Here is a 25,922-nt window from a genome sequence, read left to right on the forward strand (position 1 = left end):
AGCGGGTCTCGCTTTCGCTTTCCAGTTCTTCGCTTTCGCGTTTCCCTTTCCGGCGGTTCCAACCTTACCAGACTCTTTTTCGTTCCGTTTCCGGTTCGAATTTGAATTCCGGTGACCGCTGGAGTGGTCTTTGCCTTTCGGCGGATCCGACTTTATCAGAAGTTCTGAGTCGGAATTCCCGCCCCGTTCTGGACGCTCGGCGCACACCAGTGTGCGCGGTGCTTCCCGGTCAGGCGGAGCCGTAAACGTACTGGAGCGGGGCGCCCCGATGCAAATCGGGGGCCCCGCTCCGCAGTTCACGCCTGTCGGCGTCAGACCTCGACGACGACCGGAAGGATCATCGGGCGCCGACGGTAGGTGTCGGAGACCCACTTGCCAACCGTGCGGCGGACGAGCTGCTGGACCTGGTGCGGCTCCAGCACGCCGTCCTGGGCGGACCTGTTGATCGCTTCCTCGATCTTCGGCACGACGGCGCTGAACGCCGAGTCGTCGATACCGGATCCGCGGGCATGGATGTCCGGTCCACCCGTGATCTTGCCGGAGGAGCTGTCGACCACGATGAAGACGGAGATGATGCCCTCTTCACCCAGGATCCGGCGGTCCTTGAGCGAGGTCTCGGTGACGTCGCCGACCGAGAGGCCGTCGACGTAGACGTAACCCGCCTGGACCTTGCCGACGATCTTGGCCCGGCCGTCGACGAGGTCGACGACGACGCCGTCCTCGGCGATGACGATGTGGTCCTTGGGCACGCCGGTGAGCGCGCCCAGTTCGGCGTTGGCCCTCAGGTGGCGCCATTCTCCGTGGACCGGCATCAGGTTCTTCGGCTTGCAGATGTTGTAGAAGTACAGCAGCTCGCCGGCCGAGGCGTGGCCCGAGACGTGGACCTTCGCGTTGCCCTTGTGGACGACGTTGGCGCCCCAGCGGGTCAGGCCGTTGATCACGCGGTAGACCGCGTTCTCGTTGCCCGGGATCAGGGACGACGCCAGGATCACCGTGTCGCCCGGGACGATCCGGATCTGGTGATCGCGGTTGGCCATCCGGGACAGGGCCGCCATCGGCTCGCCCTGGGATCCGGTGCAGACCAGCACGACCTCGTCGTCCGGCAGGTCGTCGAGGGTCTTGACGTCGACGACCAGGCCCGCGGGAACCCGCAGATAGCCGAGGTCACGGGCGATGCCCATGTTGCGGACCATCGAGCGGCCGACGAAGGCGACCCTGCGGCCGTACTCGTGTGCCGCGTCGAGGATCTGCTGGATGCGGTGCACATGGCTGGCGAAGCTCGCCACGATGATGCGCTTCTGGGCGTTGGCGAAGACCGTGCGCAGGACGTTGGAGATGTCCCGCTCGGGCGGTACGAAGCCCGGCACCTCGGCGTTCGTCGAGTCGGAGAGGAGGAGGTCGATGCCTTCCTCGCTCAGCCGGGCGAAGGCGTGCAGGTCGGTGAGCCGGCCGTCCAGCGGGAGCTGGTCCATCTTGAAGTCGCCGGTCGCGACGGCCATGCCCGCGGGGGTGCGGATGGCGACCGCGAGAGCGTCCGGAATCGAGTGGTTGACCGCGATGAACTCGCAGTCGAACACGCCGATGCGCTCGCGCTGGCCCTCCGCCACTTCGAGGGTGTACGGGCGGATGCGGTGCTCCTGGAGCTTCGCCTCGATCAGCGCGAGGGTCAGCTTGGAGCCGATGAGGGGGATGTCCGGCTTCAGGCGCAGCAGATACGGGACACCACCGATGTGGTCCTCGTGTCCGTGCGTGAGGACGATGCCCTCGATGTCGTCGAGACGGTCCCGGATCGTGGTGAAGTCCGGCAGGATCAGGTCGATTCCGGGCTGCTCTTCCTCGGGGAAGAGAACTCCGCAGTCGACGATGAGCAGGCGGCCGCCGTACTCGAAGACCGTCATGTTGCGGCCGATTTCGCCGAGGCCGCCGAGCGGGGTGACCCGGAGGCCGCCCTTCGGGAGCTTCGGCGGGGTGCCGAGTTCGGGATGCGGATGACTCAAAAGACTCTCCTTACCACGCACGCCACGTACCGCTTGGGCACGTGGCGCGCATGTCATTCGTGCACTTGCTGTTGTCTGTTTTTCGCTCTTGCGAGTGTTCTTCGCTTATTCAGTTGTGAAGTCTGTGATTACAGCTCTACCCCGCCGGCGGCGAGATCGATCTTGAGCTGGGCCGTTTCCTGCTCGGTGAGCTCCACCAGCGGGAGGCGCAGCGGGCCTGCGGGCAGTCCCTGGAGGGCCAGGGCGGCCTTGGTGGTGATCACGCCCTGGGTGCGGAACATGCCGGTGAAGACCGGCAGGAGCTTCTGGTGGATCTCCGTGGCCTTCTGGACGTCGCCGCCGACGTGGGCCTCGATGAGGGCGCGCAGGTCGGGGGTGACGACATGGCCGACGACGGAGACGAAGCCGATGGCGCCGACCGAGAGCAGCGGCAGGTTGAGCATGTCGTCGCCGGAGTACCAGGCGAGGCCGGAGCGGGCGATGGCCCAGCTGGCGCGGCCGAGGTCGCCCTTGGCGTCCTTGTTGGCGACGATGCGCGGGTGCTCGGCGAGCCGTACCAGCGTCTCCGTGTCGATCGGCACACCGCTGCGGCCGGGGATGTCGTAGAGCATCACCGGCAGGCCGGTGGCGTCCGCGATGGCCGTGAAGTGGCGGAAGAGGCCTTCCTGCGGCGGCTTGTTGTAGTACGGCGTCACCGCGAGGAGCCCGTGGGCGCCGGAGCGCTCGGCCGTACGGGCGAGCTCGATGCTGTGGCGGGTGTCGTTGGTGCCGATGCCGGCAACGACGTGGGCCCGGTCTCCCACGGCTTCCAGGACCGCCCTTACGAGCTGGTCTTTCTCCGCGTCGCTGGTGGTCGGGGACTCGCCGGTGGTGCCGTTGACGACCAGGCCGTCATTGCCTGCGTCCACCAGATGGGCGGCGAGCCGCTGGGCACCGTCGAGGTCGAGTGCGCCGTCCGCCGTGAAGGGCGTGACCATAGCGGTGAGGACCCGCCCGAAGGGGGTCTGCGGAGTGGAGATCGGAGCCATGGGTAACACGCTACTCGCTGCTCAGGGCCCAATGCCCCCTCGGGGGGACAAGCGATAGGAGCCCGGCACTGCCTGCTCGGGGGTTCAAGCAGTGCCGGGTCCGTTTGATCAGCCTAGATGAACTTCACGAAACGCCGCAATACGGACACCGCTTACGGGGCTACGCGTCCGTTCTTGTTGAAGGCTGCATGGGTGAGCGGCATCAGGCGGGCCCAGTGCTCCTCCATCTGCTGGCCGACCATCTCGATCTCGCGCTGCGGGAAGGACGGCACCTTCGCCAGCTCGTGCTGGGTGCGCAGGCCGAGGAAGTGCATCAGCGAGCGGGCGTTGCACGTGGCGTACATCGAGGAGAAGAGGCCGACGGGAAGCACTGAGCGGGCGACCTCCCGGGCCACTCCCGCGGCGAGCATCTCCTGGTAGGCCTCGTACGCCTGGCGGTAGGAGTCCTCCATGACACGGCCGGTGAGCTCCTGCTGGGCCTGGGTGCCCTCGACGAACTCGTACTTGCCGGGGCGGCCCTGCTGGACGAGCTTGCGGGAGGCGTCCGGGACGTAGAAGACCGGCTCCAGCTCCCGGTAGCGGCCCGATTCCTCGTTGTACGACCAGCCGACGCGGTGGCGCATGAACTCGCGGAACACGAAGATCGGGGCGCTGATGAAGAAGGTCATCGAGTTGTGCTCGAACGGGCTGCCGTGGCGGTCGCGCATCAGGTAGTTGATGAGTCCCTTGGAGCGCTCGGGGTCCTTGGTGACCTCCTCCAGGGACTGTTCGCCGGCCGTGGAGACGCGGGCCGCGAACAGGACGTCGGAGTCGCCCGCGGCGTGTTTCACCAGCTCAACGGTCACATCGCTGCGGAAGCTGGGCTTTGCGGGCTCGGGGGTCTCGGTCACCGGCGGGGTCCTTCCAGTTGCGTCGCTCGGGCGGCGCCCACTCTACGGGCCACCACTGACAACCGGGCCGGAAGGGCCGTCCAGGGATTTCTTCGACGAATTCGGCGATTCGGGGCACCGATCGGGCCCGCCGTGCGTCTGACTCAATAGCAGCATCCGTAACAGAGTTCAAGGAGACCTTCCTCATGTTCCGCCGGCGTGAATCCGTCCCGTTCTCTTTCGTGGCCGAGAGCGACCGATTCCGCAGTAACGTCACTCCCCCGCCGCGGGAGCGCGCCACCGTCTCCCAGCTGGCCGGCCGTTCCCTCGTCGGGCTGACCATGGTCGCCGGTCTCGTCGGGGCTCTGATCCTCGGCCTGCCCGCGCTGAGCCCGGCACAGAGCCCCTCGCACGCCGAGCAGACCGAGGCCGCTCACGGGCACTGACTCGTACGGGGCCCCTGGGGTGGTCGGGTCGGTGATCTCCTCGGTAGCCTCACCGGGCACAGCAATCGAGCGTGTTTGTGAGTGAGGATCAGTCGTGCCCCTGCCCTTCCTGACGGCCGACCGCGCATTTGACGCGAGCGCCGAGGACATCGCGCTGCCGTTCGACGACCACGACAGCTGGCGCCGCCCCTACCGTCCCGGTCCCTGGCGGGTCGCGGCGGCGGCCGGCCTGCTGCTGCTCGCGTCCTTCGTCCTGCTCGCGGGAATGATCATCGCGTTCGCCGGGGCGGTGCCGGGTTCGGCCGTGTGCCTGGGCCTCGCCCTCGTGATCATCCTCTGCGCGCTGCGGCTGCTGCGGGTCGGTACCTGGGTCAGCCGGCACGGCGTTCGCCGGGTGGGCTTCTTCACCAGCGTCACCGTGCCGTGGGACGGGGTCACCGCCATCCGCACGGTGCAGCAGCCGGTGAAGTGGCTCGGGTTCCCCCGCACCGTCCAGGGGCAGGCGCTGATCCTGGTACGCCAGGGGGGCGAGCCGGTTCCGCCGCTGCTCACCGACAGCAACGCCGACTTCCTGACCCGGAGCGAGGCGTTCGACCGCGCCGCCGACACGGTGGAGGCGTGGGGGGACGAGTACCGGCGGGTCTGAGCCCCCGGACGGTCGCCAGGACGCCCGGCCCGGCCCCTTCAGGGGGTGCTGGGCCGGGCGTCCTTCGTGTGCAGGGCGATCGCGCGCTGCATGGCCTTGCGGGCCCGCGGGGTGTCCCTGGCGTCCTGGTAGGCGACGGCGAGGCGGAACCAGCAGCGCCAGTCGTCCGGGGTGTCCTCGGCCTCCTCGCGGCGGCGGGCGAAGACGGCGTCGGCCGAGTCACGGTCGATCCGGCCGGACGGGGTGCGGACCAGTTCGTCGACCGGCAGGCCGCCCTCCGCGTCGAGCTCCGCGGCCAGCGCGTTCGCCCGCGACACGAACTGGGTGTTCTTCCAGAGGAACCAGATGCCGATCACCGGCAGGATCAGCACCGCGACGCCGAAGGCGACCGTCAGCAGCGTGCCGTGCCGGATGAGCAGTACGCCACGGCTGCCGACCAGGGCGAAGTAGAAGACCAGGACGGCAGCGGTGACGAAGTACGTGATCTTTGCGCGCATGGCAGGCTCAGTCAGTTCAGGTCGAGGAAGTGTTCCAGGCCGAACGTGAGGCCGGGAGTGGTCACCACACGGCGTACGCCGAGCAGGATGCCCGGCATGAAGCTGCTGTGGTGCAGGGAGTCGTGGCGGATGGTGAGCGTCTCGCCCTCGCCGCCGAGCAGCACTTCCTGGTGCGCGAGAAGACCGCGGAGCCGGATCGCGTGCACGGGAACCCCGTCCACGTCCGCGCCGCGGGCACCGTCCAGGGCCGTGGTGGTGGCGTCCGGCTGCGGGGCGCAGCCGGCCTTCCGGCGGGCGTCGGCGATCAGCTGGGCGGTGCGGGTGGCGGTGCCCGAGGGGGCGTCCACCTTGTTGGGGTGGTGCAGTTCGACGACCTCGACGGACTCGAAGTAGCGGGCGGCCTGCTCCGCGAACTTCATCGTGAGGACGGCGCCGATGGAGAAGTTCGGCGCGATGAGCACACCGGTCTCCGGGGAGCCGGAGAGCCAGGTGTTCAGCTGCGCGAGCCGTTCGTCGGACCAGCCCGTCGTGCCGACGACGGCGTGGATGCCGTGCCGGACGCAGAAGTCGAGGTTGTCCATCACCGACGCGGGGGTGGTGAGCTCGACGACGACCTGGGCGCCGGATTCCGTGAGGGTCTCCAGCTCGTCGCCGCGGCCCAGTGCGGCCACCAGCTCCATGTCGTCGGCGGCCTCGACGGCTCGTACCGCCTCGGATCCGATCCGGCCCTTGGCGCCGAGAACGGCCACGCGCAGCTTGCTCATTGCTCTGGTTCCTTAACGGTGGGGTTAGGAGACCGCTTCTTCGAGGCGGTCGGCCTGCTTGTCCTTGAGCGGGCCGATGACGGAGAGGGAGGGGCGGTGTCCGAGGACCTCGGCCGCGACCTCGCGCACGTCGTCGGGGGTGACCTGTGCCATCCGGGCGAGCATGTCGTCGACCGACATCTGGTCGCCCCAGCACAGCTCGCTCTTGCCGATGCGGTTCATCAGCGCACCGGTGTCCTCCAGGCCGAGGACGGTGGAGCCGGAGAGCTGGCCGATGGCGCGGCCGATCTCCTCGTCGGTCAGTCCCTCGGACGCCACCCGGTCGATCTCGTCCCGGCAGATCTTGAGGACGTCGTGGACCTGGCTGGGCCGGCAGCCCGCGTACACCCCGAAGAGTCCGCAGTCGGCGAAGCCCGAGGTGTACGAGTACACGCTGTAGGCGAGGCCGCGCTTCTCCCGTACCTCCTGGAAGAGGCGTGAGCTCATGCCGCCGCCGAGGGCGGTACTGAGCACCCCCAGTGCCCAGCGGCGATCGTCGGTACGGGCCAGGCCGGGTACGCCGAGGACGACGTGGGCCTGCTCGGTCTTGCGGTTCAGCAGCTCGACCCGGCCCGCGGTGCGCAGCGTGCGCGACCCCTCGCGCGGGGCGACCGGAACGGCGTCGGTGCGGGACAGGGCGCCCGCCCGCTCGAACGCCCGGCGGACCTGGCGTACGACCGTGGCGTGGTCGATGTTGCCCGCGGCGGCGACGACCAGGTGCGTGGGGTCGTAGTGCTTCTTGTAGAAGCGGGCGATCCGGCCGCGGTCGAGCGCGTTGATGGTGTCGACGGTGCCGAGGACCGGGCGGCCGAGGGGGGTGTCGCCGAGCATGGTGTGCGCGAACAGGTCGTGCACGCAGTCGCCCGGGTCGTCCTCGGTCATCGCGATCTCTTCGAGGATGACGCCGCGCTCGGCGTCGACGTCCTCGGGGGTGATCAGCGAGCCGGTCAGCATGTCGCAGACGATGTCGATGGCCAGCGGCAGGTCGGTGTCGAGGACCCGCGCGTAGTAGCAGGTGTACTCCTTCGCCGTGAAGGCGTTCATCTCGCCGCCGACCGCGTCGATCGCGGCGGAGATGTCCAGGGCGCTGCGCTTGGCGGTGCCCTTGAAGAGGAGGTGTTCGAGATAGTGCGTCGCGCCGTTCAGCGTGGGGGTCTCGTCGCGTGATCCGACGTTGGCCCAGATGCCGAAGGTGGCGGAGCGTACGGAGGGCAGGGTCTCGGTGACCACCCGAAGACCGCCGGGCAGGACGGTGCGGCGGACCGTACCGATGCCGTTGGTGCCCTTGAGCAGCGTTTGGGTACGGGCGACGGCCCGCGCCTTCGAGGAGGCGCGGGCCGTCGTCACGGAACTACGGGACGTCACTTGGCGGCGTCGTCCTTCTTCTCGTCCTCTTCACCCTCGATGACCGGGATCAGGGAGAGCTTGCCGCGGGAGTCGATCTCGGCGATCTCGACCTGGACCTTGGTGCCGACACCGAGCACGTCCTCGACGTTCTCCACGCGCTTGCCACCGGCGAGCTTGCGGATCTGCGAGATGTGCAGCAGGCCGTCCTTGCCGGGCATCAGGGAGACGAAGGCACCGAAGGTGGTGGTCTTGACGACCGTACCCAGGTAGCGCTCGCCGACCTCCGGCATGGTCGGGTTGGCGATCGAGTTGATCGTGGCGCGGGCGGCCTCGGCGGCCGGTCCGTCGGCGGCACCGATGTAGATGGTGCCGTCGTCCTCGATCGTGATGTCGGCGCCGGTGTCCTCCTGGATCTGGTTGATCATCTTGCCCTTGGGGCCGATGACCTCACCGATCTTGTCCACCGGGATCTTGACGGTGATGATCCGCGGGGCGTTCGGGGACATCTCGTCCGGGACGTCGATGGCCTCGTTCATCACGTCGAGGATGTGGAGGCGGGCGTCACGGGCCTGCTTCAGCGCGGCGGCCAGGACCGAGGCGGGGATGCCGTCGAGCTTGGTGTCGAGCTGGAGGGCGGTGACGAACTGCTTCGTACCGGCGACCTTGAAGTCCATGTCACCGAAGGCGTCCTCCGCACCGAGGATGTCGGTGAGGGCGACGTAGTGGGTCTTGCCGTCGATCTCCTGGGAGATCAGACCCATGGCGATACCGGCGACGGCGGCCTTGAGCGGCACACCGGCGTTCAGCAGCGACATGGTGGAGGCGCAGACCGAGCCCATGGACGTCGAGCCGTTGGAGCCCAGCGCCTCGGAGACCTGGCGGATCGCGTAGGGGAACTCCTCGCGCGTCGGCAGCACCGGCACGATGGCGCGCTCGGCGAGCGCACCGTGGCCGATCTCGCGGCGCTTGGGCGAGCCCACGCGGCCGGTCTCACCGACGGAGTACGGCGGGAAGTTGTAGTTGTGCATGTAGCGCTTGCGGGTCACCGGGGAGAGGGTGTCCAGCTGCTGCTCCATGCGGAGCATGTTGAGGGTGGTGACGCCCAGGATCTGGGTCTCGCCACGCTCGAACAGCGCCGAGCCGTGCACCCGCGGGATGGCCTCGACCTCGGCGGCGAGCGTACGGATGTCCGTGACGCCGCGGCCGTCGATGCGGACCTTGTCCTTGATGACGCGCTCGCGGACCAGCTTCTTGGTCAGGGCGCGGTACGCGGCGGAGATCTCCTTCTCGCGGCCCTCGAAGGCCGGGAGGAGCTTCTCGGCGGCGATCTCCTTGACGCGGTCCAGCTCGGCCTCGCGGTCCTGCTTGCCCGCGATGGTGAGCGCCTGGGCCAGCTCGGACGTCACGGCGGCGGCCAGCGCGTCGAAGACGTCGTCCTGGTAGTCCAGGAAGACCGGGAAGTCGCCGGTGGGCTTGGCGGCCTTGGCGGCGAGGTCCGACTGGGCCTTGCAGAGGACCTTGATGAAGGGCTTCGCGGCTTCCAGACCGGCGGCGACGACCTCCTCGGTCGGGGCCTCGGCGCCGTCCTTGACCAGCTGGATGGTCTTCTCGGTGGCCTCGGCCTCGACCATCATGATCGCGACGTCGCCGTCCTCCAGGACGCGACCGGCGACGACCATGTCGAAGACGGCGTCCTCGAGCTCGGTGTGCGTCGGGAAGGCGACCCACTGGCCCTTGATCAGCGCGACACGGGTGCCGCCGACGGGGCCGGAGAAGGGCAGGCCGGCCAGCTGCGTGGAGCAGGAGGCGGCGTTGATCGCGACCACGTCGTACAGGTGGTCGGGGTTGAGCGCCATGATCGTCTCGACGATCTGGATCTCGTTGCGCAGGCCCTTCTTGAAGGAGGGGCGCAGCGGGCGGTCGATCAGACGGCAGGTGAGGATCGCGTCCTCGGAGGGCCGGCCCTCACGACGGAAGAAGGAACCGGGGATCTTGCCGGCGGCGTACTGCCGCTCCTCGACGTCCACCGTGAGGGGGAAGAAGTCGAGCTGGTCCTTGGGCTTCTTGGAAGCGGTGGTGGCCGACAGCACCATGGTGTCGTCGTCCAGGTACGCCACGGCGGAGCCGGCGGCCTGCTTGGCCAGGCGGCCCGTCTCGAAGCGGATGGTGCGGGTGCCGAAGGTTCCGTTGTCGATAACGGCCTCGGCGTAGTGGGTCTCGTTCTCCACTAGCGTTTTCTCCGATACATATCGTCTTCTCGCCCCCACGCCCGTGTGGCGGGGGACGTAGCGGAGAAGCCCTCCATCGGCGGGCCGGTCTTCGATCGAAGCACCCGGGTCGATGAGTCCGGGGGCCACTACCGAGGACCGGCGGCGGGGAGGTCTGCTTCTCGCTCGTCTGTCGGTCGTTCTCCGACCAGGTTACTGAGATTCGGTTCTGCTTGGCATTTCCGGCCGTGCGGGCGGACCCGTCACGTCCGGTTCCTGCCCGCGTACGCACAATCGTACGTACAGCAAAGGGAGCGGCCCCCCTCAGTGGTGGGAACCGCTCCCTTCACGGCGAACTACTTGGCGCCGCCGGCCGCACCGCGGCGGATGCCGAGGCGGTCGACCAGGGCACGGAAGCGCTGGATGTCCTTCTTGGCCAGGTACTGAAGGAGGCGGCGACGCTGGCCGACCAGGATCAGCAGACCACGACGGGAGTGGTGGTCGTGCTTGTGCGTCTTGAGGTGCTCCGTCAGGTCCGAGATCCGGCGGGAGAGCATGGCGACCTGGACCTCGGGGGATCCGGTGTCACCCTCCTTCTGGGCGAACTCGGACATGATCTGCTTCTTCGTAGCGGCGTCGAGCGGCACGCGTACTCCTCTTGATGTTCGATGCGCCCACGAGTGCCCCTGGTCTTGATCGCAGGGGAGCTTCCATGACTCGGAGGCGAAGGTCCGATGAGCGCAGATCCCAGGATGATCCGGGAGCGCGTACACAAACGGCCGTCACACAGCGTACCAGTCCCCGTGGCTCAGCTCGTCAGGGCCCGTGCCCTGGCGAAGACGTCCAGTACCGCCAGGCAGAGCGGGACCAGGGAGAGCAGGACGGCGCTCTCGGTCAGGTCGAGGAGCCGGCCCCAGAACGGGGAGAGGCCCTTGCGGGGGATGATCAGGCCGATCGCGGTGAGCAGGGCGGCCCCGGCGGCGACTGCGGCGGAGAGCCAGATCGTACGGATGTCCAGTGAGCTGCGATCCCCGTACCGGACCAGGTCGAACAGCGGGTCGGCCGGTGGGTTCAGGGAGAGGCCGAGGACCAGCAGGGCGATCGTGCCGATGCCCGCCACCAGTACGCAGGCGACCTGTGAGGTGTAGCGGAACAGGCGGGCGCGCAGCAGCATCGCGAGTCCGGCCGCCAGGGCCAGGAACTGGCCCCAGACGTTGTCCGAGAAGCCGAGCACGGCCGCGCTGCCGACCACGACCGCCGCGCAGCCCCCGACCAGGCCGAGCAGCATCTCGTGGCCGCGGCGGGCCTGGGCGGCGATGCGTTCGGCGTCGACGGGGGTGCCCTGGGCCGAGGGCCCGGCGTGCGGGTCGGCGAAGTTGTCGTCGTAGCCGCCCGGGGCGGTGTGCGGCGACGCGTAGCCGATGGGCAGCCGGGCGAACCGGGCGGAGAGGCCGGGCAGGAAGGCCACGAGTCCGAGGGCGACCGGGGTGCAGACGGCGGCGGTCTCGGTGGCGGACGCCTCGGTGAGGATCGCGACGAAGGTCGCCAGGGTGCCGACGGTGGCGAGGAAGGTGGCCGCGACGAACGGGGCGTCGCCGCTCGGGGTGAGGGCGACCAGCGCGACCGAGGCGATCAGGACGGCGACGCAGCCGAGCAGGAACTGGAGCCGGCCGGGGCCCTGGCCGGCGTCCGGGCCGATGATGCCGGAGCCCGCGATGAGTACGAGGGGCAGTGCGCCGAGACCGAGGGCGACCGCGGTGGAGCGGTCCGAGTAGACCCGGGCGCGTACCCCGGCGAACGCGGTCAGCAGCAGCCCGGCCGAGCCCGCGATGATGCCGGGCAGGCTGTGCATGTCGTGTCTGACCGGGTCGGCGAACCAGAGCACGAAGCCCATCAGGACGAGCAGCAGTACGCCGCCGACCAGGCCCGCGCCGCGCAGCAGTTCGTCGCTCCACAGGTGGCGGTCGCGGGTGACGGCCGAGGCGACGGCGTCCGAGACGTCGTCGAAGACGGCGGGCGGCAGGGACTGGGCGAAGGGGCGCAGGCTGAGGAGTTCGCCGTCGAGTACCTGCTGGGCGGCGAGGGTGCGCGCCCCGTCGAGGACCGTGCCGTCGCGGCGTACGAGGTGGTATCCGGTGGGTGTTCCGGCCGCCTGGGTCTGACCGGTGAGCCGGAGGATCTCCGGGTAGACGTCGGCGACGGCGATGTCCTCCGGCAGGGCCACATCGATCCGGCTGTCGGGTGCCACGACGGTCACCCGGCAGAAGCCCGTCGCTGCAGTCGAACTCACGTGTCTGGTCCCCCTGATTCGCGGTTGCGCACGGTGCGCGCGCCACCCTACCGGGAGGGGGGAAGGTGAGCTGCAAGTAGGATCGCCGTCGCGCGGAGCGACGTCCGCAAGCAATGGCAGCCACGGGGGCTTCGGTGCACGTTCGGCCGGTCTTCCGCCGTCCGTACCGAGGGATTGATGTTTCGGTGAGCCAGATCGTCGTGAAACGACCTCCGCGGGCACTTCCGCCGGAAGTCCCCATGGACGAGTTGACGTTGGAGTCCCCTCCCGAACTGCCGCGCGGGCAGCAGGAGGGCATGCTGATGCAGATCCTGCCGGTGCTCGGCATGGGTTCGTCGGTGGTCTTCTTCTTCTCGCCGCAGGCACATCCGTTCATGCGGATCATGGGCGTTCTGATGCTGGTCTCGACCGTCGGGATGGTGGTCGCGCAGCTGGTCCGCCACCGTCGCGGTACGCAGGGGCAAATGGCCGATGTCCGGCGCGACTATCTCAAGTACCTGGCGCAGACCCGGCGTACGGTGCGCCGGACGGCGCGCACCCAGCGCGATGTGCAGCTGTATCTGCAGCCCGCTCCCGAGCAGTTGTGGTCATTGGTCGCCGAGGGCAGCCGGGTGTGGGAACGGCGCGTCGGCGACAAGGACTTCGGGCAGGTCCGGCTCGGGCTCGGGGCGCAGCAGCTGGCCACTCCGCTGGTCGCTCCCGACACCGCTCCGGTGGACGAGCTGGAGCCGATGTGCGCGGGTGCGATGCAGCGGTTCCTCGCCGTGCACGGGTCGTTGGACGGGCTGCCGATGGCCGTGTCGATGCGGGCGTTCTACCACGTGACGGTCTCCGGTCAGCCGGAGGCGGCGCAGTCGGCCGCGCGGGCTCTGGTCGCCCAGTTGGTGACGCTGCACTCGCCGGAGGATCTGATGGTCGCCGTGGTGGCGGCGCGGGGTGCGGTGGAGCACTGGGACTGGACGAAGTGGCTGCCGCACACGCAGTTGCCGGGGCAGATCGACGGGGCGGGTACGAAGCGGCTGTTCGGGGACGACCTGGGTGAGCTGGAGCAGTCGCTGGCGAGCCGGCTGGACGGGCGGCCGCGGTTCGGCCGGGAGAGTCAGCCGGTGCTGGACCAGCCGCACATCGTGGTGGTGCTGGACGGCGGAATGGTGCCGCCCGACTCGCTGTTCGCGGCGGCCGAGGGCCTTCAGGGCGTGACGATCGTCGAGGTGGTGCCGGGCGAGCTCGACGAGCCCCGGGGCGGTCTGTCCGTGGTGGTGCGGCCGGGGCTGCTGCGGCTGGAGTCGGGCGCGGGGATGGCGTACGAGGGTGTGCCGGACGGGATGTCGCTGCCTGCGGCGGAGGCGCTGGCCCGGCAGCTGGCGCCGCTCAGGATGGGCGGGGGCGACGACGACGAGCCGCTGCTGGCCAATCTGGACTTCACGGATCTGCTGAATCTGGGTGACGCGGCCTCGGTGGATGTGGCGCGGACCTGGCGGCCGAGGTCGGTCTCCGAGCGGCTGCGGGTGCCGATCGGGATCGGCGAGGACGGGCAGCCGGTGATGCTGGACCTGAAGGAGGCCGCGCAGGAGGGCATGGGTCCGCACGGGCTGTGTGTCGGTGCCACCGGTTCCGGCAAGTCCGAGCTGCTGCGAACGCTGGTGCTGGGGCTCGCGGTCACGCACTCCTCGGAGACGCTGAACTTCGTGCTCGCGGACTTCAAGGGCGGTGCGACGTTCGCCGGGATGTCGCACATGCCGCACGTCGCGGCCGTGATCACCAACCTGGCGGACGATCTGACACTGGTCGACCGGATGGGGGACGCGATCCGCGGTGAGCTGCAGCGCCGGCAGGAGCTGCTGCGGTCGGCCGGCAACTACGCCAACATCCACGACTACGAGAAGGCGCGGGCGGCGGGTGCGGCGCTGGAGCCGCTGGCCTCGCTGGTCCTGGTCATCGACGAGTTCTCCGAACTCCTCACCGCCAAGCCCGACTTCATCGACATGTTCATCCAGATCGGCCGGATCGGGCGTTCGCTGGGTGTGCATCTGCTGCTCGCCTCGCAGCGTCTGGAGGAGGGCAAGCTGCGCGGTCTGGACACCTATCTCTCGTACCGGATCGGGCTGCGGACCTTCTCCGCCGCCGAGTCCCGTACGGCGCTCGGGGTGCCGGACGCGTACCACCTGCCTTCGGTGCCCGGTTCCGGCTACCTGAAATTCGGCACCGACGAGATGACCCGGTTCAAGGCGGCCTATGTGTCGGGGACGTATCGCACGGGCGGCCCCGATCTGTCGGTGGGGGCGCTGCCGATCGAGCGGCGGCCCGCGCTGTTCAGCGCCCGTGAGGTGCCGGTGGTGTACGCGGCGCCCGATCCGGCGCATCTGGTGGCCGCCCGGTCGGGTGCGGACGACGACGCGCTCGCCGACACGGTGCTCGATGTGATCGTGCGCCGTCTGGAGGGGCAGGGGGTGCCCGCCCATCAGGTGTGGCTGCCGCCGCTGGACCGGGCGCCGTCGCTGGACCAGTTGCTCCCCGGGCTCGCGCCGACCGCCGAGCGGGGGTTCACGGCGACGGAGTACACCCGCCCGGGTGGGCTGACGGTTCCGCTCGGGCTGATCGACAAGCCCTTCGAGCAGCGGCGCGAGGTGCTGTACTCGGACTTCTCGGGCGCCGCGGGCCACATGATGGTGGTCGGTGGTCCGCAGTCCGGCAAGTCGACGCTGGTGCGTACGCTCATCTCGTCCTTCGCCCTCACCCACACCCCGCACGAAGTGCAGTTCTACGGGCTGGACTTCGGCGGTGGCGGTCTGGTCTCACTGGCGGAGCTGCCGCATGTCGGCGGAATGGCTTCGCGGCTGGACCCGGAGCGGGTGCGGCGTACGGTCGCCGAGGTCGCGGGCGTGCTGAACCGGCGCGAGGAGTTCTTCCGCGCCCACTCCATCGACTCCATCCCCACCTACCGGCGCAGGCGCGCCCTGGGGGAACTGCCCGGCGAACCCTGGGGCGATGTCTTCCTGGTGGTGGACGGCTGGGGCGGCTTCCGGTCCGAGTACGAGATGCTGGAGCAGGTCGTCACCGACATTGCCGCGCGCGGGCTCGGTTACGGCATCCATGTCGTGCTCACGGCCGCCCGTTACATGGAGGTGCGGGCCGCGCTGAAGGACCAGATCCTCGGCCGGCTGGAGCTGCGGCTCGGCGATGTCATGGACTCGGAGTTCGACCGGAAGGTGGCGGCCAATGTGCCGGCCGGTGTCCCGGGCCGGGGTCAGGTGGCGCAGAAGCTGCACTTCATGGGGGCGCTGCCGCGTATCGACGGGTCCGGCGGCGCCGCTGATCTCTCCGACGGCACGGCCGCGTTCGTCGGCACGGTGAAGGCGAACTGGGCCGGTCCCGCCGCGCCGGCCGTGCGGCTGCTGCCGCGCAAGCTGCCGGCCGATCAGCTGCCGAAAGGCTTCGAGTTCCCGCAGCGGGGCATCGCGATCGGTATCGACGAGACCGGTCTGGAGCCGGTGTTCGTCGACTTCGAGACCGATCCGTTCTTCCTGGTCTTCGGGGAGAGCGAGTCGGGGAAGACGAACCTGCTGCGGCTGATCGCGAAGCAGATCTCGGAGCGCTACTCCCCCGACGAGGCGAAGCTGGTGGTCGGGGACTACCGGCGGGGACTGCTGGGCGCGCTGCCGGAGGGGCATCTGCTGGAGTACGCGCCGATGGCGAGCTCGATGCAGATGCACATGGAGGCGCTTGCGGGTGTGTTCGCGCGCCGCCAGCCGCCGACCGATGTCACTCCGCAGCAGCTGCGCGACCGCAGCTGGTGGAGCGGGCCGCAGATCTTCATCATCGTCGACGACTACGACCTGGTGGCGACGAACGCGGGCAATCCGCTGGCCCCGCTGGCGGAGTACCTGCCGTTCGCCCGGGACACCGGGGTCCGCTTCATCATCGCGCGGAACTCCGCCGGGGCCTCGCGGTCGATGTACGAGGCGTTCATGCAGCGCATCAAGGAGCTGGGCGCACAGGGGGTGGTCCTTTCCGGTGACCCGGGCGAGGGCGATCTGATCGGTACGGTGCGCGGGCACGCGATGCCGCCGGGGCGCGGGTACTTCGCCTCGCGGCGCCGGGGGAATCCTCTGGTGCAGATCGGCCGGCTGCCGGAGCAGCACTGATCCTGTGTGCTGGTGCCGTGAGGGGTGCTGGGGTCCTTCGTTCGGATCGGGCCGGATCAGGGAGCGGGATCCGGTGTCGTGCATCGCAGGGCGGAGGAGGGAGTCGGGGCAGAGCCCTGGCGACCGACGACAACGCGGCGAGGTGCGGCACCGGGGCACGCGAGCCCGGCGTGATCCAAACGAGAGGCCCTAGCACACGACCGGTCGTCCGTACACCGGGGCGGTGGGCGGCGGATAGTCTGCCGATGGATCCGAGAAGCGTTCCGCCGCAGGAGAGGGAAGGCGCCCGATGGGTACTCAGCAGGAGAAGGACGAGCTGTACGCACTCGACATCTCGGGGGTGGAGTGGCTCAGCGCGCCCGGCACCGAGGAGGCCGAGGAGCGTGTCGAGATCGCTCATCTGCCGGGCGGTGCGGTGGCGATGCGGTCCTCGTTGGATCCCGGGACGGTGCTGCGGTACACCGAGGCCGAGTGGCGGGCCTTCGTCCTGGGGGCGCGGGACGGCGAGTTCGACCTGAAGTAGACGGTGTACGTACGGCAGGGAGGGGCACGCTCGGGCGAGCGTGCCCCTCCCTGCTGTTCGCGTGACCGCGGTCAGTACGCCTCGGAGAATGCGAGCGAGGCCTTGTGGTCGGTGGCGCGGTAGCTGTCCTTGCCGTTCTCGACGATCCTCGCGACCTGCTCCAGGCGGTCCTTCATGTGTTCCGCCCGGCCCTTGTACTTGCCCTGCAGGCTCACGTACTTGCCGTGGGCCTCACCGTCCCAGGTGTCGGTGACGACCTTGAGTGCGGCGTCCATCTCTTCGAGGTCCTTGACGATGTTCCTGGACACCGCGCGGATGCGGTTGGCCATCTCCTGGACGGTCTCGTACTTGACCTTGGTGTTCGGGTCGTGACCCATGTGTCTTCTCCTCGGTGCTCGGCGGGTGCGGAAGGGGTGGTGCGACGCCGCTCAGACGTTGTTCAGCCCGGAGGTGTTGGCGGGCGGCGCCTGCTCCTTGACGGCGTTGAAGGCCGCGCGGACCTCTTCGTCGTTGGCGTTGCTGAGGTTCTTGGTGCCTTCCACCGCGTTGAGGAGGACGTCGAGGAGCCGGCGGATCTGGTCGTGGTCCTCGTTGATCATGACCTGCGCGGACTTGAACCCCGAGGCGCCGACGCCCGTCCAGCCGGCGCCGACCGTCTCCAGGATGTCGGCCAGTTCCCTGGACTGACGGGACACCGCACGGCCCGTCTCGATGATCTTGTTCTTCGCCTGGACGATCGGATCGTCGGCAAGTCCGAAACCGCCTGAGGGGCTGGTCATCCGGAAGTCCTATCTCTCGGTTGCCTGGCCTGTCCGTCTGTCACGGTCAGGATCCTTCCGTTCCCATGTGCTCCGGCAAAGGAAAGGGGAAGGACCGGGCCCGGAATGCGCCGTCCCGGCATCCCGGCGCCCCGAACTCGGCGTCGGCCACTTCTCGTTCCCCCGTCACACACGTGAAGTCTGTTACCACCCTAGCCACTTCGCCGGTTCCACCCAACCGGTCCCGGCCACACCGGCGGGCGGCTCCTTCACCGTGCGACGCGCCTTCGGCGGGCGTCCCGGACGACCGTCGCGGTCCCGGCGATCACACCGACCAGGACGGCCGCCGCGGCCAGTGCGTAGGTGGCGTACCGCTCGCTGCGCTCCTGCGGGGTCTCGGACAGGGACAGCTGCGCGGGCTCGGGGGCCGGTGCCTTCGGGGGCGCCGGATCCGGGTGCGGGGTCTCGTCCGGGGCGGCGTCGCCGGAGAGGGCACGGACGGGGTCGACGACGCCCCAGCCGACGTAGTCGTCACGGCCGGTGACGGAGCGCTCGGCGGTCTGCTCGATCCGGGCGATGATCTGGGCCGCCGTCCACTTCGGGTACTTGGCGCGCATCAGGGCGGCGACCCCGGCGACGTACGGGGCGGAGAAGCTGGTGCCGTTGTCGGTGCACTGGCCGTAGCCGGGGACGGTGGAGACGATGTCGACGCCCGGGGCCGCGACCCCGACGAAGTCGCCGGCCTGGGAGAACGGGGCGCGCTCGTTGTTGCGGTCGGACGAGGCGACGGCGAGGACCCCGTCGAAGGCCGCGGGGTAGGTGCGCTTCGGCCTGCCGTCCATGCCGTCGTTGCCCGCGGAGGCGACCACGACGATGTCCTTGTCTAGCGCCCTGCCCACCGCCCTGCCGAGCCTGGACGTCTGCGCCAGTGGCCTGGTGGTGTCCTGGGAGATGTTGATGACCCCGGCCCCCTTGGCGATCGCGTGGTCGATCGCGGTGGCCATCGTGGTGTCCTTGCCGTTGTTCTTCTCGTCGTTCTGGCGGATCGGGATGATCGTGGCCTCGGGGGCCAGCCCGACGAATCCGGTGCCCTTGCGGGGGCGGGCGGCGATGATGCCGGCGACCTTGGTGCCGTGGCCGACCTCGTCGACCGTGCCGTCGCTCTTGCCGCCATCGAGATAGTCGGCGCCCGCCGACGCGTCGACGGCCGTGCGCAGCTGCGGGTTGACGTTGTCCACGCCGGTGTCGATGACGGCGACGCGTACGCCCTTGCCCTTGGTGTCCTGCCAGAGTTCGTCCAGCAGCACGCGTTGCAGCGGCCAGGGACGGCCCTCGTACTGCCGCTTCATCGGGAAGGTGCACTCGCCGCCGCCGTCTATGCCCAGGTCGCCGGGGACCTGGCCGTCCCCGGCGGCGTACGCGGCCTGCGGCGCCGCCAGTGCGGCCAGCACAGTGGCGAGCGCCAGAGCGCGGCCCGTCCTGCGGTACCCCATCTGCTTCTCTCCCCCGGGCCGCACGCCGCCCGCCGCGTTCCGGAATCTCATGAACCCTGGGGCTGGCGGGCGCCGTTGGTGTCCAGCCGCGGCCCCTTGGCCAGGAAGTCCGACCATTCGATCGGTACGAGGGCGGGCATCACCTTCTCGTATCCGAGCCTGCTCTGCGCCTGGCTGGGCTCGGGGCGGCCGTCCGACTGCCGCTGCTGGTCGCCCGCGCCGATGTCGGAGCGCCGGGCGTCGCTGTCGCCGTTCGCCTGGACCGCGTAGCGCAGTCCGGTGTCGGTCACCAGGAACAGCGATCCGTCGGGCCTGGTCTGCCGGCCCCGGACCTGGGTGTAGAGCAGGCCGCTGCCGGGGGTGACGTAGGTGCTGGTGCCACCGGCGGCGATGGTGGCGGGGTACGCGGTGCCCGCCCAGGTGCTCAGGGTGGTCCGGCCCGTGCCGTCGACGTTGCGCAGCACACTGCAGACGGTGTCGCGGCTGCCGCTGCCGCCCTCGGCGGAGTTCACCTGCCTGGTCCGGTGGGCCGGCCAGTGGGCGGCCTGACCGGCGAACGGCGCGGTGTCGGGCACGAAGTCCTGGAGGCCGACGGCGCGTGCCTCGCCCTCCAGGTTCAGCTCGGCCGTCTGCGGTGAGGTGATCAGGAGCCAGGCGGTGAACTCGGAGACGCGCTGTGCCCTTCCTTCGAGCACCACGTAGTAACTGGTGCCTTCGCCGGTCCTGGACCTGAGGACCATGCCGACCCTGTTCTCCTCGTCGGAGAGCTGTCCGGCGACGTGTGCGGGGTCGCCGACGTTGCCGGGGATCCGCGGGAAGACGACCGGGCTGCCCTCGTGCAGGGTGGCAAGCCAGTCGTCGGTGACGGACTGCGGCTGCCTGCTCCCGACCAGGGCGCTGGTCAGGTGACCGTCGTCGGCGGCGGTCTCGGCGATGCGGTACTTGGTGCCCTTCGCGTCGACGAGGTAGCGGGTTCGGTCCTGGCCCTGGACGTAGAGCACCTGGCCGCCGGCGAGCCTGTGCCGGCCCTCGGTGAGCCCGTTGTCGCGTGCGCCGAGGACGAAGGCGGCCTTCTGCACGGTGTTGCCCTTGCCGCCGGGCTGTACGCAGACGGCCCACCGCTTCGCCGTCCCGGCGTCCTTCGCCTCGGGCAGCCGGTCGGGGGCGTACGGGATGCCGAGGATCGGTCCGCGCGGGGGCTTGCCCGCGTCCAGGACGTCGTCCGCGACCTGGATGACGTCGTACTCCGCCGGGTTGAGCAGCAGCCGGGCCGAGGCGAGGTTGAGCACGGGGTGCAGCAGGGTCTTTTTCTTCTTGCCCTTGCCGGTGGTGAGTACGACGTAGCGGGTGGTGGACTTCTTGCCGACGATCACCTTGGTGGCGGGCTTGTCCCAGTCCTTGGGCGCGGTGGGCTTGAACATGCCGACGGCGCCGAAGCCGGCGAGGATCAGCGCCCCGACGACAACGCTCGGCAGGACCGCGCGCAGCGGGCGCGGGGCGCCCTCCTCGGTGCCGCCCGGCGAGGGTTGGAGGAAGGCCGCCACCGTTCGTTTCTTCGCGAAGGTGTACGCGTTGAGCTCGTCCCGCCGTGATGCCATCTGTCGCTTCGTCTCCCGTGTCTCCCCGCGCGGCACCGGAAGCGGTCGCGTCGCCGGCCTCCGTGCCGGGGCGCGACGCCGGACCTGGGTGCCGGACCGGCCCCCTACTATGCCTGCCGACCGCGGGTGTTGATGGGGCGGGTAGGGTGATCCGGCCGCCAGGACCCCGAGCGGGACGGGCGGTATACGGGTGGAGTTGGGGACCGATGAACGGGGGGAACGCCGGAATGACGGCTTCCGCGACACGGACACGTCCGGCCGGAAACGCGACGGGCCCCGCGGCCGACGGGCCCGGTGGCCGACCCGCTCCGCACGCCCCCGCACAGGGCTCCCGAGGTCCGGCCTCCGGCCGGGCGAACGGACGTGTCGGGAAGCTCGGTTCGTTCCGATTGCAACAACTGGTGCTGCTGGAGATCGCGGCCGCGCTGCTGCTCGCGGCGTGGGTGGTGGAACCCCTGCTGCTGGCACCGGCGGTGGTGATCGCCGGGGTGCTGGTGCTGCTGGCCGTGGTGCGCAGGCACCGCCGGTCGCTGCCCGAACTGCTGGGCACCGTCCTCGCGTTGCGCACGCGTTCGCGCCGGGCCGCTTCACTGGAGCTGCCCGTGGGGACGGAGCCGGGGATCGCGCCCGCCGTGGAGTGTGACCCGGCGCTGCGTACGTACTCCTTCAGCGACCGTGACCGGCGGCCGGTCGGCATGGTCGGTGACGGTACGTTCGTCACGGCCGTCCTCCAGGTGGAGTCGGACGCGTCGGCGCTCAGGCCGGACCGGTCAGCGCGTCCGCTGCCCCTGGCGCTCGTCCGGGACGTGCTCGAAGTCGACGGCATCCGGCTGGAGTCGGCGCAGATCGTGCAGCACACCCAGCCCGCGCCCGCTCCGCATCTTCCCCAGCAGTCCGTCGCCGCCCGGAACTACGCGCCGTTGCAGTCCCAGACGGGTTCACCCGCCGTCCGGATCACCTGGATCGCGCTCAAGCTGGATCCGGAGCTCTGCCCGGAGGCCGTGCAGGCGCGCGGCGGTGGCATCACCGGGGCTCAGAAGTGCGTGGTGCGGGCCGCCGACCAGTTGTCCAGCCGGCTGACCGGGGCCGGTTTCCGCGCGACGGTGCTGACCGAGCAGGAGCTGACGTCCGCGATCGCGACCTCCGTCTGTGCCAGCGCGCCCGCCATGACGCAGGCCGGTCTGACCGGGACGCCGGTACGCCGTACCGAGGAGACGGCGCGGACCTGGCGCTGCGACGACCGTTGGCACACCACCTACTGGGTGGCGCGCTGGCCGCAGTTCGGCGCGGGCGGTGCGGCGATGCCGCAGCTGGTGGCCCTGCTGACCTCGATCCCGGCACTCGCCACGACCTTCAGCCTCACACTGGGACACGGCGAGCGGCAGGGCGTCTCGATCACGGGACACCTCCGGATCACCGGCCGCAGCGACGAGGAACTGCTGGGCGCACGCCATGAGTTGGAGCGCACCGCCCGCGGGGTGCGGACCGCGCTGGTACGGCTCGACCGCGAGCAGCTGCCCGGCGTGCTCGCCACACTGCCGCTCGGGGGTACCCGCTGATGTCCGCATCCACCAGCGCCAGGGCCCGGCTCGGCTTCGGGCTGATCGGTCCCCGGCGCGCACGGCAGTCGGTCTCGCTCGACCAACTGGCCTCGCTGGCCCTGCCGGTCGGCGACGACGGCGTGGTGATCGGCGTGGACGCCCAAGGCCGCCCCGCGGTACTGGGGATCAACCGGCCGGCTCCGTACGACGTCACGCTGATCGGCGGGCTGTGGACGGCGCAGGTGCTCGCGCTGCGGGCGGCCGCCACCGGTGCGCGGATCGTCGTGGAGACCGGGCGGGCCCAGCCCTGGACGGGGCTCGCGCACGCGGCGGGCGGCGGTCAGCCGTGCATCACGCTGCACGATGTCGGGCGGGTGCCGCCGCAGGGGCCGTCGGCCGGATCGCCGGTGGTCGTGGTGCGGGACTGCGGCATGCGACCGCCGCGCGGGCGGGTGGTGTCCGGGCCGTGGCAGTCGGTGCTGACGCTGCTGCCGTATCTCAGCCCGGTGGCACCGGGGCTGATCGGGAAGTCGGCGCTGGTCGGCATTCAGCGGGTGTCTCCCGACGAGGCGGCACAGGTCGGCCGGATACTGCATCTTCCGGCCGCCGAGACCCAGGCGCTGTCCACCCTGGCGGACGGGGTCACCCTCTGGTGCGCGGGCCGCGACCGGCAGTTCGTGATGACCCGGGCGACCGATGCCGAGACCGGACTCCTGGGCGGCGCACGCAGGATGGACTGACGGGCCCGGCCGGTTCGCGGCCGCTCGCGAAGAACGTTCACCTTTCCGTACGTAGATGTACATGTTTGACCGCTTCGCCCTTCACGGTGTGCCGTATTCGGTCCGCTCGGGGGCGAGCAAGTGATGCACGGGACAGTTCTTGCGATGCTGTACGCCCTGCCGGAGAAAGCCCCCTGACGATTAGGGTGGGTCCGGGCGCGGCAGAGGAACCTGCGGGCAGGCAATGCGTGTCCCAGGGGGAGAGCCGGGCGGTCAGGCAGACAGGAACGGTCGCCCCCACCCACCACGGCACAAGGGTGCTCGACCACACCAGGAGGCAAAGTGAACGGCGATCGGGACGAGATCCGCGGGGGCTGGAACAAGCCCGTCGACGAGTCGTCCGACGCGGAGCCCGCCGAGATGACGGGTGAGTTCACCATCGACTACACCCCTCCCGCCTGGTACACGCAGAACGCGCCGGGGGACTCGTCGGGCGGTGCCGGTACGCATCTGGCACCTCCGCCGCCGAGCGGAGCGCCGCTGTCCGTGCCCGCGCCGTCCTCCGGGGGCGGTTTCGACTCCGACTGGACGCCGGCGCCGCCCGCGCCCATTCCGGCGCCGGTTCCCGCCCGGTCCTCGGCGGGCGACCCCGCGCCTGCTCCCTCGGACGGGACGGGGGACTCCGGCGGTGATGTGGAGAGCGGCTCGACGATGCGGTTCTCGCCGGCCTCGCTGAAGCGGCAGATCGCGGAGATCGAGGGACGTCCGGCGGACGAGGCCGGGGACGAGCCCCGCACCGCCTCGGGGTCGGGCGTCGCCACGTCCGGCGACGGTGGTTCGGGTGCGGGTTCGAGTACGGGTTCGGGTTCGGGTTCGGGTTCGGGTTCGGGTTCGGGTTCGGGTGAAGCGTCCGACACCGGCTCTGCGCGGAGTGCCGACGCGTCCGCCGAGGAGCCCGATGGCGCTGCCGCCCCGGACTCCGGCGCGGGCTCTGCCGATGCCCCGGCGGACGGGCCGCAGGACTCCACGCCCGCGCCCGCCCCCGCCGTCGCGGACGCGGCGCCCCAACCCCAGGACGTACCGCCCGTCGGCGCACCGCAGAGTGCCGTCGCGCCCGTCGCGCCGAGCCCCTGGACACCGGCGCCGCCGCAGGGCGGTCTGCCGCCGCTGCCGCCCGCCTTCCAGCCCGCCGCGCCGCAGCCGGCCCAGCAATGGCCCGCTCCGGGCCCGACCGGCCAGGCGCCCGGCGGCTACGGATTCCCGCAGGGCCAGGCACCGCACCAGCCGCACGCACCCGTGCCGCCGCAGAGCGGTTACGGATTCCCGCAGCAGCCCGCTCCCCCGGCTCAGCAGACCCCGCCGCAGGGCGGTTACGGATTCCCGCAGGGTCAGGCTCCGCAGCAGCCTCAGGCTCCGCACCAGCCGCAGGCCCCTCAGCCGCCGCACGCACCTCAGCCTCCCCAGGCAGCTCAGGTACCCCAGCCCTCTCAGCCGTCCCAGCCCGCTCCGGGTGCTCAGTGGCCCGCACAGCCGGGCGCGCCCCTACCGCCGCAGGCCCCTCAGGGCGCCCTGCCACCGGCGCAGGCCGCGCCCCATCTGCCCGCCCAGGTCCCCCCGCAGCAGTCGGCCGAGCCCCAGGCGCCGCAGCAGCCGCAACACCCGCAGCAGGGGCAGCCCGTCGACCCCCGCACCGGTGGTGCCTGGCCGACCCCGGTGACGCACGATCAGCGCGAGCGTTCCGTTCCCGGCGCCCCGCTCGGGTACACGGCGGCCGTGGAGCTCTCCTCCGACCGGCTGGTCCGGGGCAAGCAGAAGGCGAAGAGCAGCCGCACTCCGTCCGGCGCGTCCCGCTTCAAGCTGGGCGGCAAGAAGGAGGAGGCCGAGCGGCAGCGCAAGCTGGAGCTGATCCGTACGCCCGTGCTGTCCTGCTACCGGATCGCGGTCATCAGCCTCAAGGGCGGCGTCGGCAAGACCACCACGACCACCGCCCTCGGCGCGACCCTGGCCACCGAGCGGCAGGACAAGATCCTCGCCATCGACGCCAATCCGGACGCGGGCACGCTCGGCCGCCGGGTGCGCCGCGAGACCGGTGCCACCATCCGCGACCTGGTCCAGGCGATCCCGTACCTCAACTCGTACATGGACATCCGCCGGTTCACCTCGCAGGCGCCCTCCGGTCTGGAGATCATCGCCAACGACGTGGACCCGGCGGTCTCCACGACGTTCAACGACGAGGACTACCGGCGCGCGATCGACGTGCTGGGCAAGCAGTACCCGATCATCCTCACCGACTCGGGCACCGGCCTGCTCTACAGCGCGATGCGCGGGGTGCTGGACCTCGCCGACCAGCTGATCATCATCTCCACGCCGTCGGTCGACGGCGCGTCCAGCGCGTCCACCACGCTGGACTGGCTCTCCGCGCACGGCTACGCGGACCTGGTGCAGCGCTCCATCACCGTCATCTCCGGGGTCCGCGAGACCGGCAAGATGATCAAGGTCGACGACATCGTGCAGCACTTCGAGACGCGTTGCCGGGGCGTGGTCGTCGTACCGTTCGACGAGCACCTGTCGGCCGGTGCCGAGGTCGACCTCGACATGATGCGCCCCAAGACCCGCGACGCGTACTTCAACCTCTCCGCGATGGTCGCCGAGGACTTCTCCCGCGCCCAGCAGCAGCAGGGGCTCTGGACCTCGAACGGCTCCAACCCGCCGCCGCAGTACGCCCCGCCGATGCCCGGCCATCAGCAGTACCCCCCGCAGCAGCAGCCGTACCCGCCGCAGCAACAGCAGCCGTACGGCGGCCAGCAGCCCCCGCAGTCCTACCCGCCGCAGCCCGGCCCCGGAGTACCGCAGCAAAGCGGCTGGCAGCAGGGTCAGCCCCACCAGCCCGGACAGCCGGTTCCGCCCGAGCCGCAGGGTCCGGTCCCGCCCGCCGGATGGCCGCAGCAGCCGCCGCCAGCGCCTCAGCAGTAAGGCATCAGAGGTCTGAACCAATGAGGGCCCGCACCGTCTCCA

Annotated in this window: 20 protein-coding genes; 7 read left to right on the top strand and 13 right to left on the bottom strand. The window is 70.4% G+C overall.

Annotated features, from left to right (window positions below):
• Positions 1-311: 311 nt before the first annotated feature.
• The 3 genes from ACFVH0_RS33525 to thyX all read right to left on the bottom strand — a co-directional run bounded on the left by ACFVH0_RS33525 (position 312) and on the right by thyX (position 3,915).
• Positions 312-1,997 carry a ribonuclease J gene (locus ACFVH0_RS33525; protein WP_124716047.1) on the bottom strand — a complete coding sequence of 562 codons (1,686 nt, stop codon included), beginning with the start codon at positions 1,995-1,997 and terminating at the stop codon, positions 312-314.
• 128 nt (positions 1,998-2,125) lie between these two features.
• Positions 2,126-3,025 carry a 4-hydroxy-tetrahydrodipicolinate synthase gene (gene dapA, locus ACFVH0_RS33530; protein ID WP_385826415.1) on the bottom strand — a complete coding sequence of 300 codons (900 nt, stop codon included), beginning with the start codon at positions 3,023-3,025 and terminating at the stop codon, positions 2,126-2,128.
• Positions 3,026-3,177: 152 nt separating this feature from the next.
• A complete protein-coding gene (gene thyX, locus ACFVH0_RS33535; RefSeq protein WP_385826416.1) occupies positions 3,178-3,915 on the bottom strand; it encodes an FAD-dependent thymidylate synthase in 738 nt (245 codons plus the stop codon).
• A 185-nt stretch (positions 3,916-4,100) separates the two neighbouring features.
• Here thyX and ACFVH0_RS33540 point away from each other — a divergent pair, with 185 nt between their 5' ends.
• Positions 4,101-4,340 (top strand): hypothetical protein, encoded by a 240-nt coding sequence (locus ACFVH0_RS33540; RefSeq protein ID WP_385826418.1) that lies wholly within the window; start codon positions 4,101-4,103, stop codon positions 4,338-4,340.
• A 94-nt stretch (positions 4,341-4,434) separates the two neighbouring features.
• On the top strand, positions 4,435-4,986 hold the full coding sequence (locus ACFVH0_RS33545; protein ID WP_385826419.1) for a hypothetical protein: 552 nt from the start codon (positions 4,435-4,437) through the stop codon (positions 4,984-4,986).
• A 38-nt stretch (positions 4,987-5,024) separates the two neighbouring features.
• Here ACFVH0_RS33545 and ACFVH0_RS33550 read toward each other — a convergent pair whose 3' ends face one another.
• The 6 genes from ACFVH0_RS33550 to eccD all read right to left on the bottom strand — a co-directional run bounded on the left by ACFVH0_RS33550 (position 5,025) and on the right by eccD (position 12,130).
• Positions 5,025-5,483, bottom strand: coding sequence for a hypothetical protein (locus tag ACFVH0_RS33550; protein WP_385826421.1), 459 nt, complete (start codon positions 5,481-5,483; stop codon positions 5,025-5,027).
• 11 nt (positions 5,484-5,494) lie between these two features.
• The gene (gene dapB / locus ACFVH0_RS33555) at positions 5,495-6,247 is read right to left on the bottom strand and encodes a 4-hydroxy-tetrahydrodipicolinate reductase (RefSeq protein WP_385826422.1); all 753 of its coding nucleotides are present in this window, start codon (positions 6,245-6,247) and stop codon (positions 5,495-5,497) included.
• Positions 6,248-6,271: 24 nt separating this feature from the next.
• On the bottom strand, positions 6,272-7,651 hold the full coding sequence (locus tag ACFVH0_RS33560) for a M16 family metallopeptidase (RefSeq protein ID WP_385826424.1): 1,380 nt from the start codon (positions 7,649-7,651) through the stop codon (positions 6,272-6,274).
• Positions 7,648-9,861: a polyribonucleotide nucleotidyltransferase gene (locus ACFVH0_RS33565; protein ID WP_385826425.1), complete on the bottom strand. Its 2,214-nt coding sequence runs from the start codon at positions 9,859-9,861 to the stop codon at positions 7,648-7,650. Before ACFVH0_RS33565 ends, ACFVH0_RS33560 begins: the two co-directional genes overlap by 4 nt.
• 335 nt (positions 9,862-10,196) lie before the next feature.
• On the bottom strand, positions 10,197-10,487 hold the full coding sequence (gene rpsO, locus ACFVH0_RS33570) for a 30S ribosomal protein S15 (protein WP_003965855.1): 291 nt from the start codon (positions 10,485-10,487) through the stop codon (positions 10,197-10,199).
• A gap of 161 nt (positions 10,488-10,648) precedes the next feature.
• Positions 10,649-12,130 (bottom strand): type VII secretion integral membrane protein EccD, encoded by a 1,482-nt coding sequence (gene eccD / locus ACFVH0_RS33575; protein WP_385826427.1) that lies wholly within the window; start codon positions 12,128-12,130, stop codon positions 10,649-10,651.
• Between the two features lie 185 nt (positions 12,131-12,315).
• Here eccD and eccCa point away from each other — a divergent pair, with 185 nt between their 5' ends.
• Together eccCa and ACFVH0_RS33585 are read left to right on the top strand one after the other, a co-directional pair.
• Positions 12,316-16,275 (top strand): type VII secretion protein EccCa, encoded by a 3,960-nt coding sequence (eccCa, locus tag ACFVH0_RS33580; RefSeq protein WP_385826428.1) that lies wholly within the window; start codon positions 12,316-12,318, stop codon positions 16,273-16,275.
• Positions 16,276-16,564: 289 nt separating this feature from the next.
• Positions 16,565-16,798, top strand: a complete 234-nt coding sequence (locus ACFVH0_RS33585) for a DUF397 domain-containing protein (RefSeq protein WP_072489308.1) — start codon at positions 16,565-16,567, stop codon at positions 16,796-16,798.
• Positions 16,799-16,869: 71 nt separating this feature from the next.
• On the opposite strand, the gene ACFVH0_RS33590 is transcribed toward ACFVH0_RS33585, so the two are convergent.
• The 4 genes from ACFVH0_RS33590 to eccB all read right to left on the bottom strand — a co-directional run bounded on the left by ACFVH0_RS33590 (position 16,870) and on the right by eccB (position 20,647).
• Positions 16,870-17,175: a WXG100 family type VII secretion target gene (locus ACFVH0_RS33590; RefSeq protein ID WP_385826430.1), complete on the bottom strand. Its 306-nt coding sequence runs from the start codon at positions 17,173-17,175 to the stop codon at positions 16,870-16,872.
• 51 nt (positions 17,176-17,226) lie between these two features.
• Positions 17,227-17,577, bottom strand: a complete 351-nt coding sequence (locus ACFVH0_RS33595; RefSeq protein WP_385826432.1) for a hypothetical protein — start codon at positions 17,575-17,577, stop codon at positions 17,227-17,229.
• Positions 17,578-17,825: 248 nt separating this feature from the next.
• Entirely contained in the window at positions 17,826-19,049 is a 1,224-nt protein-coding gene (gene mycP / locus ACFVH0_RS33600) for a type VII secretion-associated serine protease mycosin (protein ID WP_385826434.1), read from the bottom strand.
• A 47-nt stretch (positions 19,050-19,096) separates the two neighbouring features.
• On the bottom strand, positions 19,097-20,647 hold the full coding sequence (eccB, locus tag ACFVH0_RS33605) for a type VII secretion protein EccB (protein WP_385826436.1): 1,551 nt from the start codon (positions 20,645-20,647) through the stop codon (positions 19,097-19,099).
• A 227-nt stretch (positions 20,648-20,874) separates the two neighbouring features.
• Between eccB and eccE the strand changes: the two genes are divergently transcribed.
• From eccE to ACFVH0_RS33620, 3 genes are all read left to right on the top strand, one after another.
• Positions 20,875-22,206 carry a type VII secretion protein EccE gene (gene eccE / locus ACFVH0_RS33610; protein ID WP_385826438.1) on the top strand — a complete coding sequence of 444 codons (1,332 nt, stop codon included), beginning with the start codon at positions 20,875-20,877 and terminating at the stop codon, positions 22,204-22,206.
• A complete protein-coding gene (locus ACFVH0_RS33615; protein WP_385826440.1) occupies positions 22,206-22,928 on the top strand; it encodes a hypothetical protein in 723 nt (240 codons plus the stop codon). The genes eccE and ACFVH0_RS33615 overlap by 1 nt, the downstream gene beginning before the upstream one ends.
• 321 nt (positions 22,929-23,249) lie before the next feature.
• Positions 23,250-25,880 carry an SCO5717 family growth-regulating ATPase gene (locus tag ACFVH0_RS33620; RefSeq protein WP_385826442.1) on the top strand — a complete coding sequence of 877 codons (2,631 nt, stop codon included), beginning with the start codon at positions 23,250-23,252 and terminating at the stop codon, positions 25,878-25,880.
• The last annotated feature ends 42 nt before the right edge of the window (positions 25,881-25,922 follow it).

Source organism: Streptomyces sp. NPDC127117 (assembly GCF_042677325.1).
Lineage (GTDB): Bacteria > Actinomycetota > Actinomycetes > Streptomycetales > Streptomycetaceae > Streptomyces.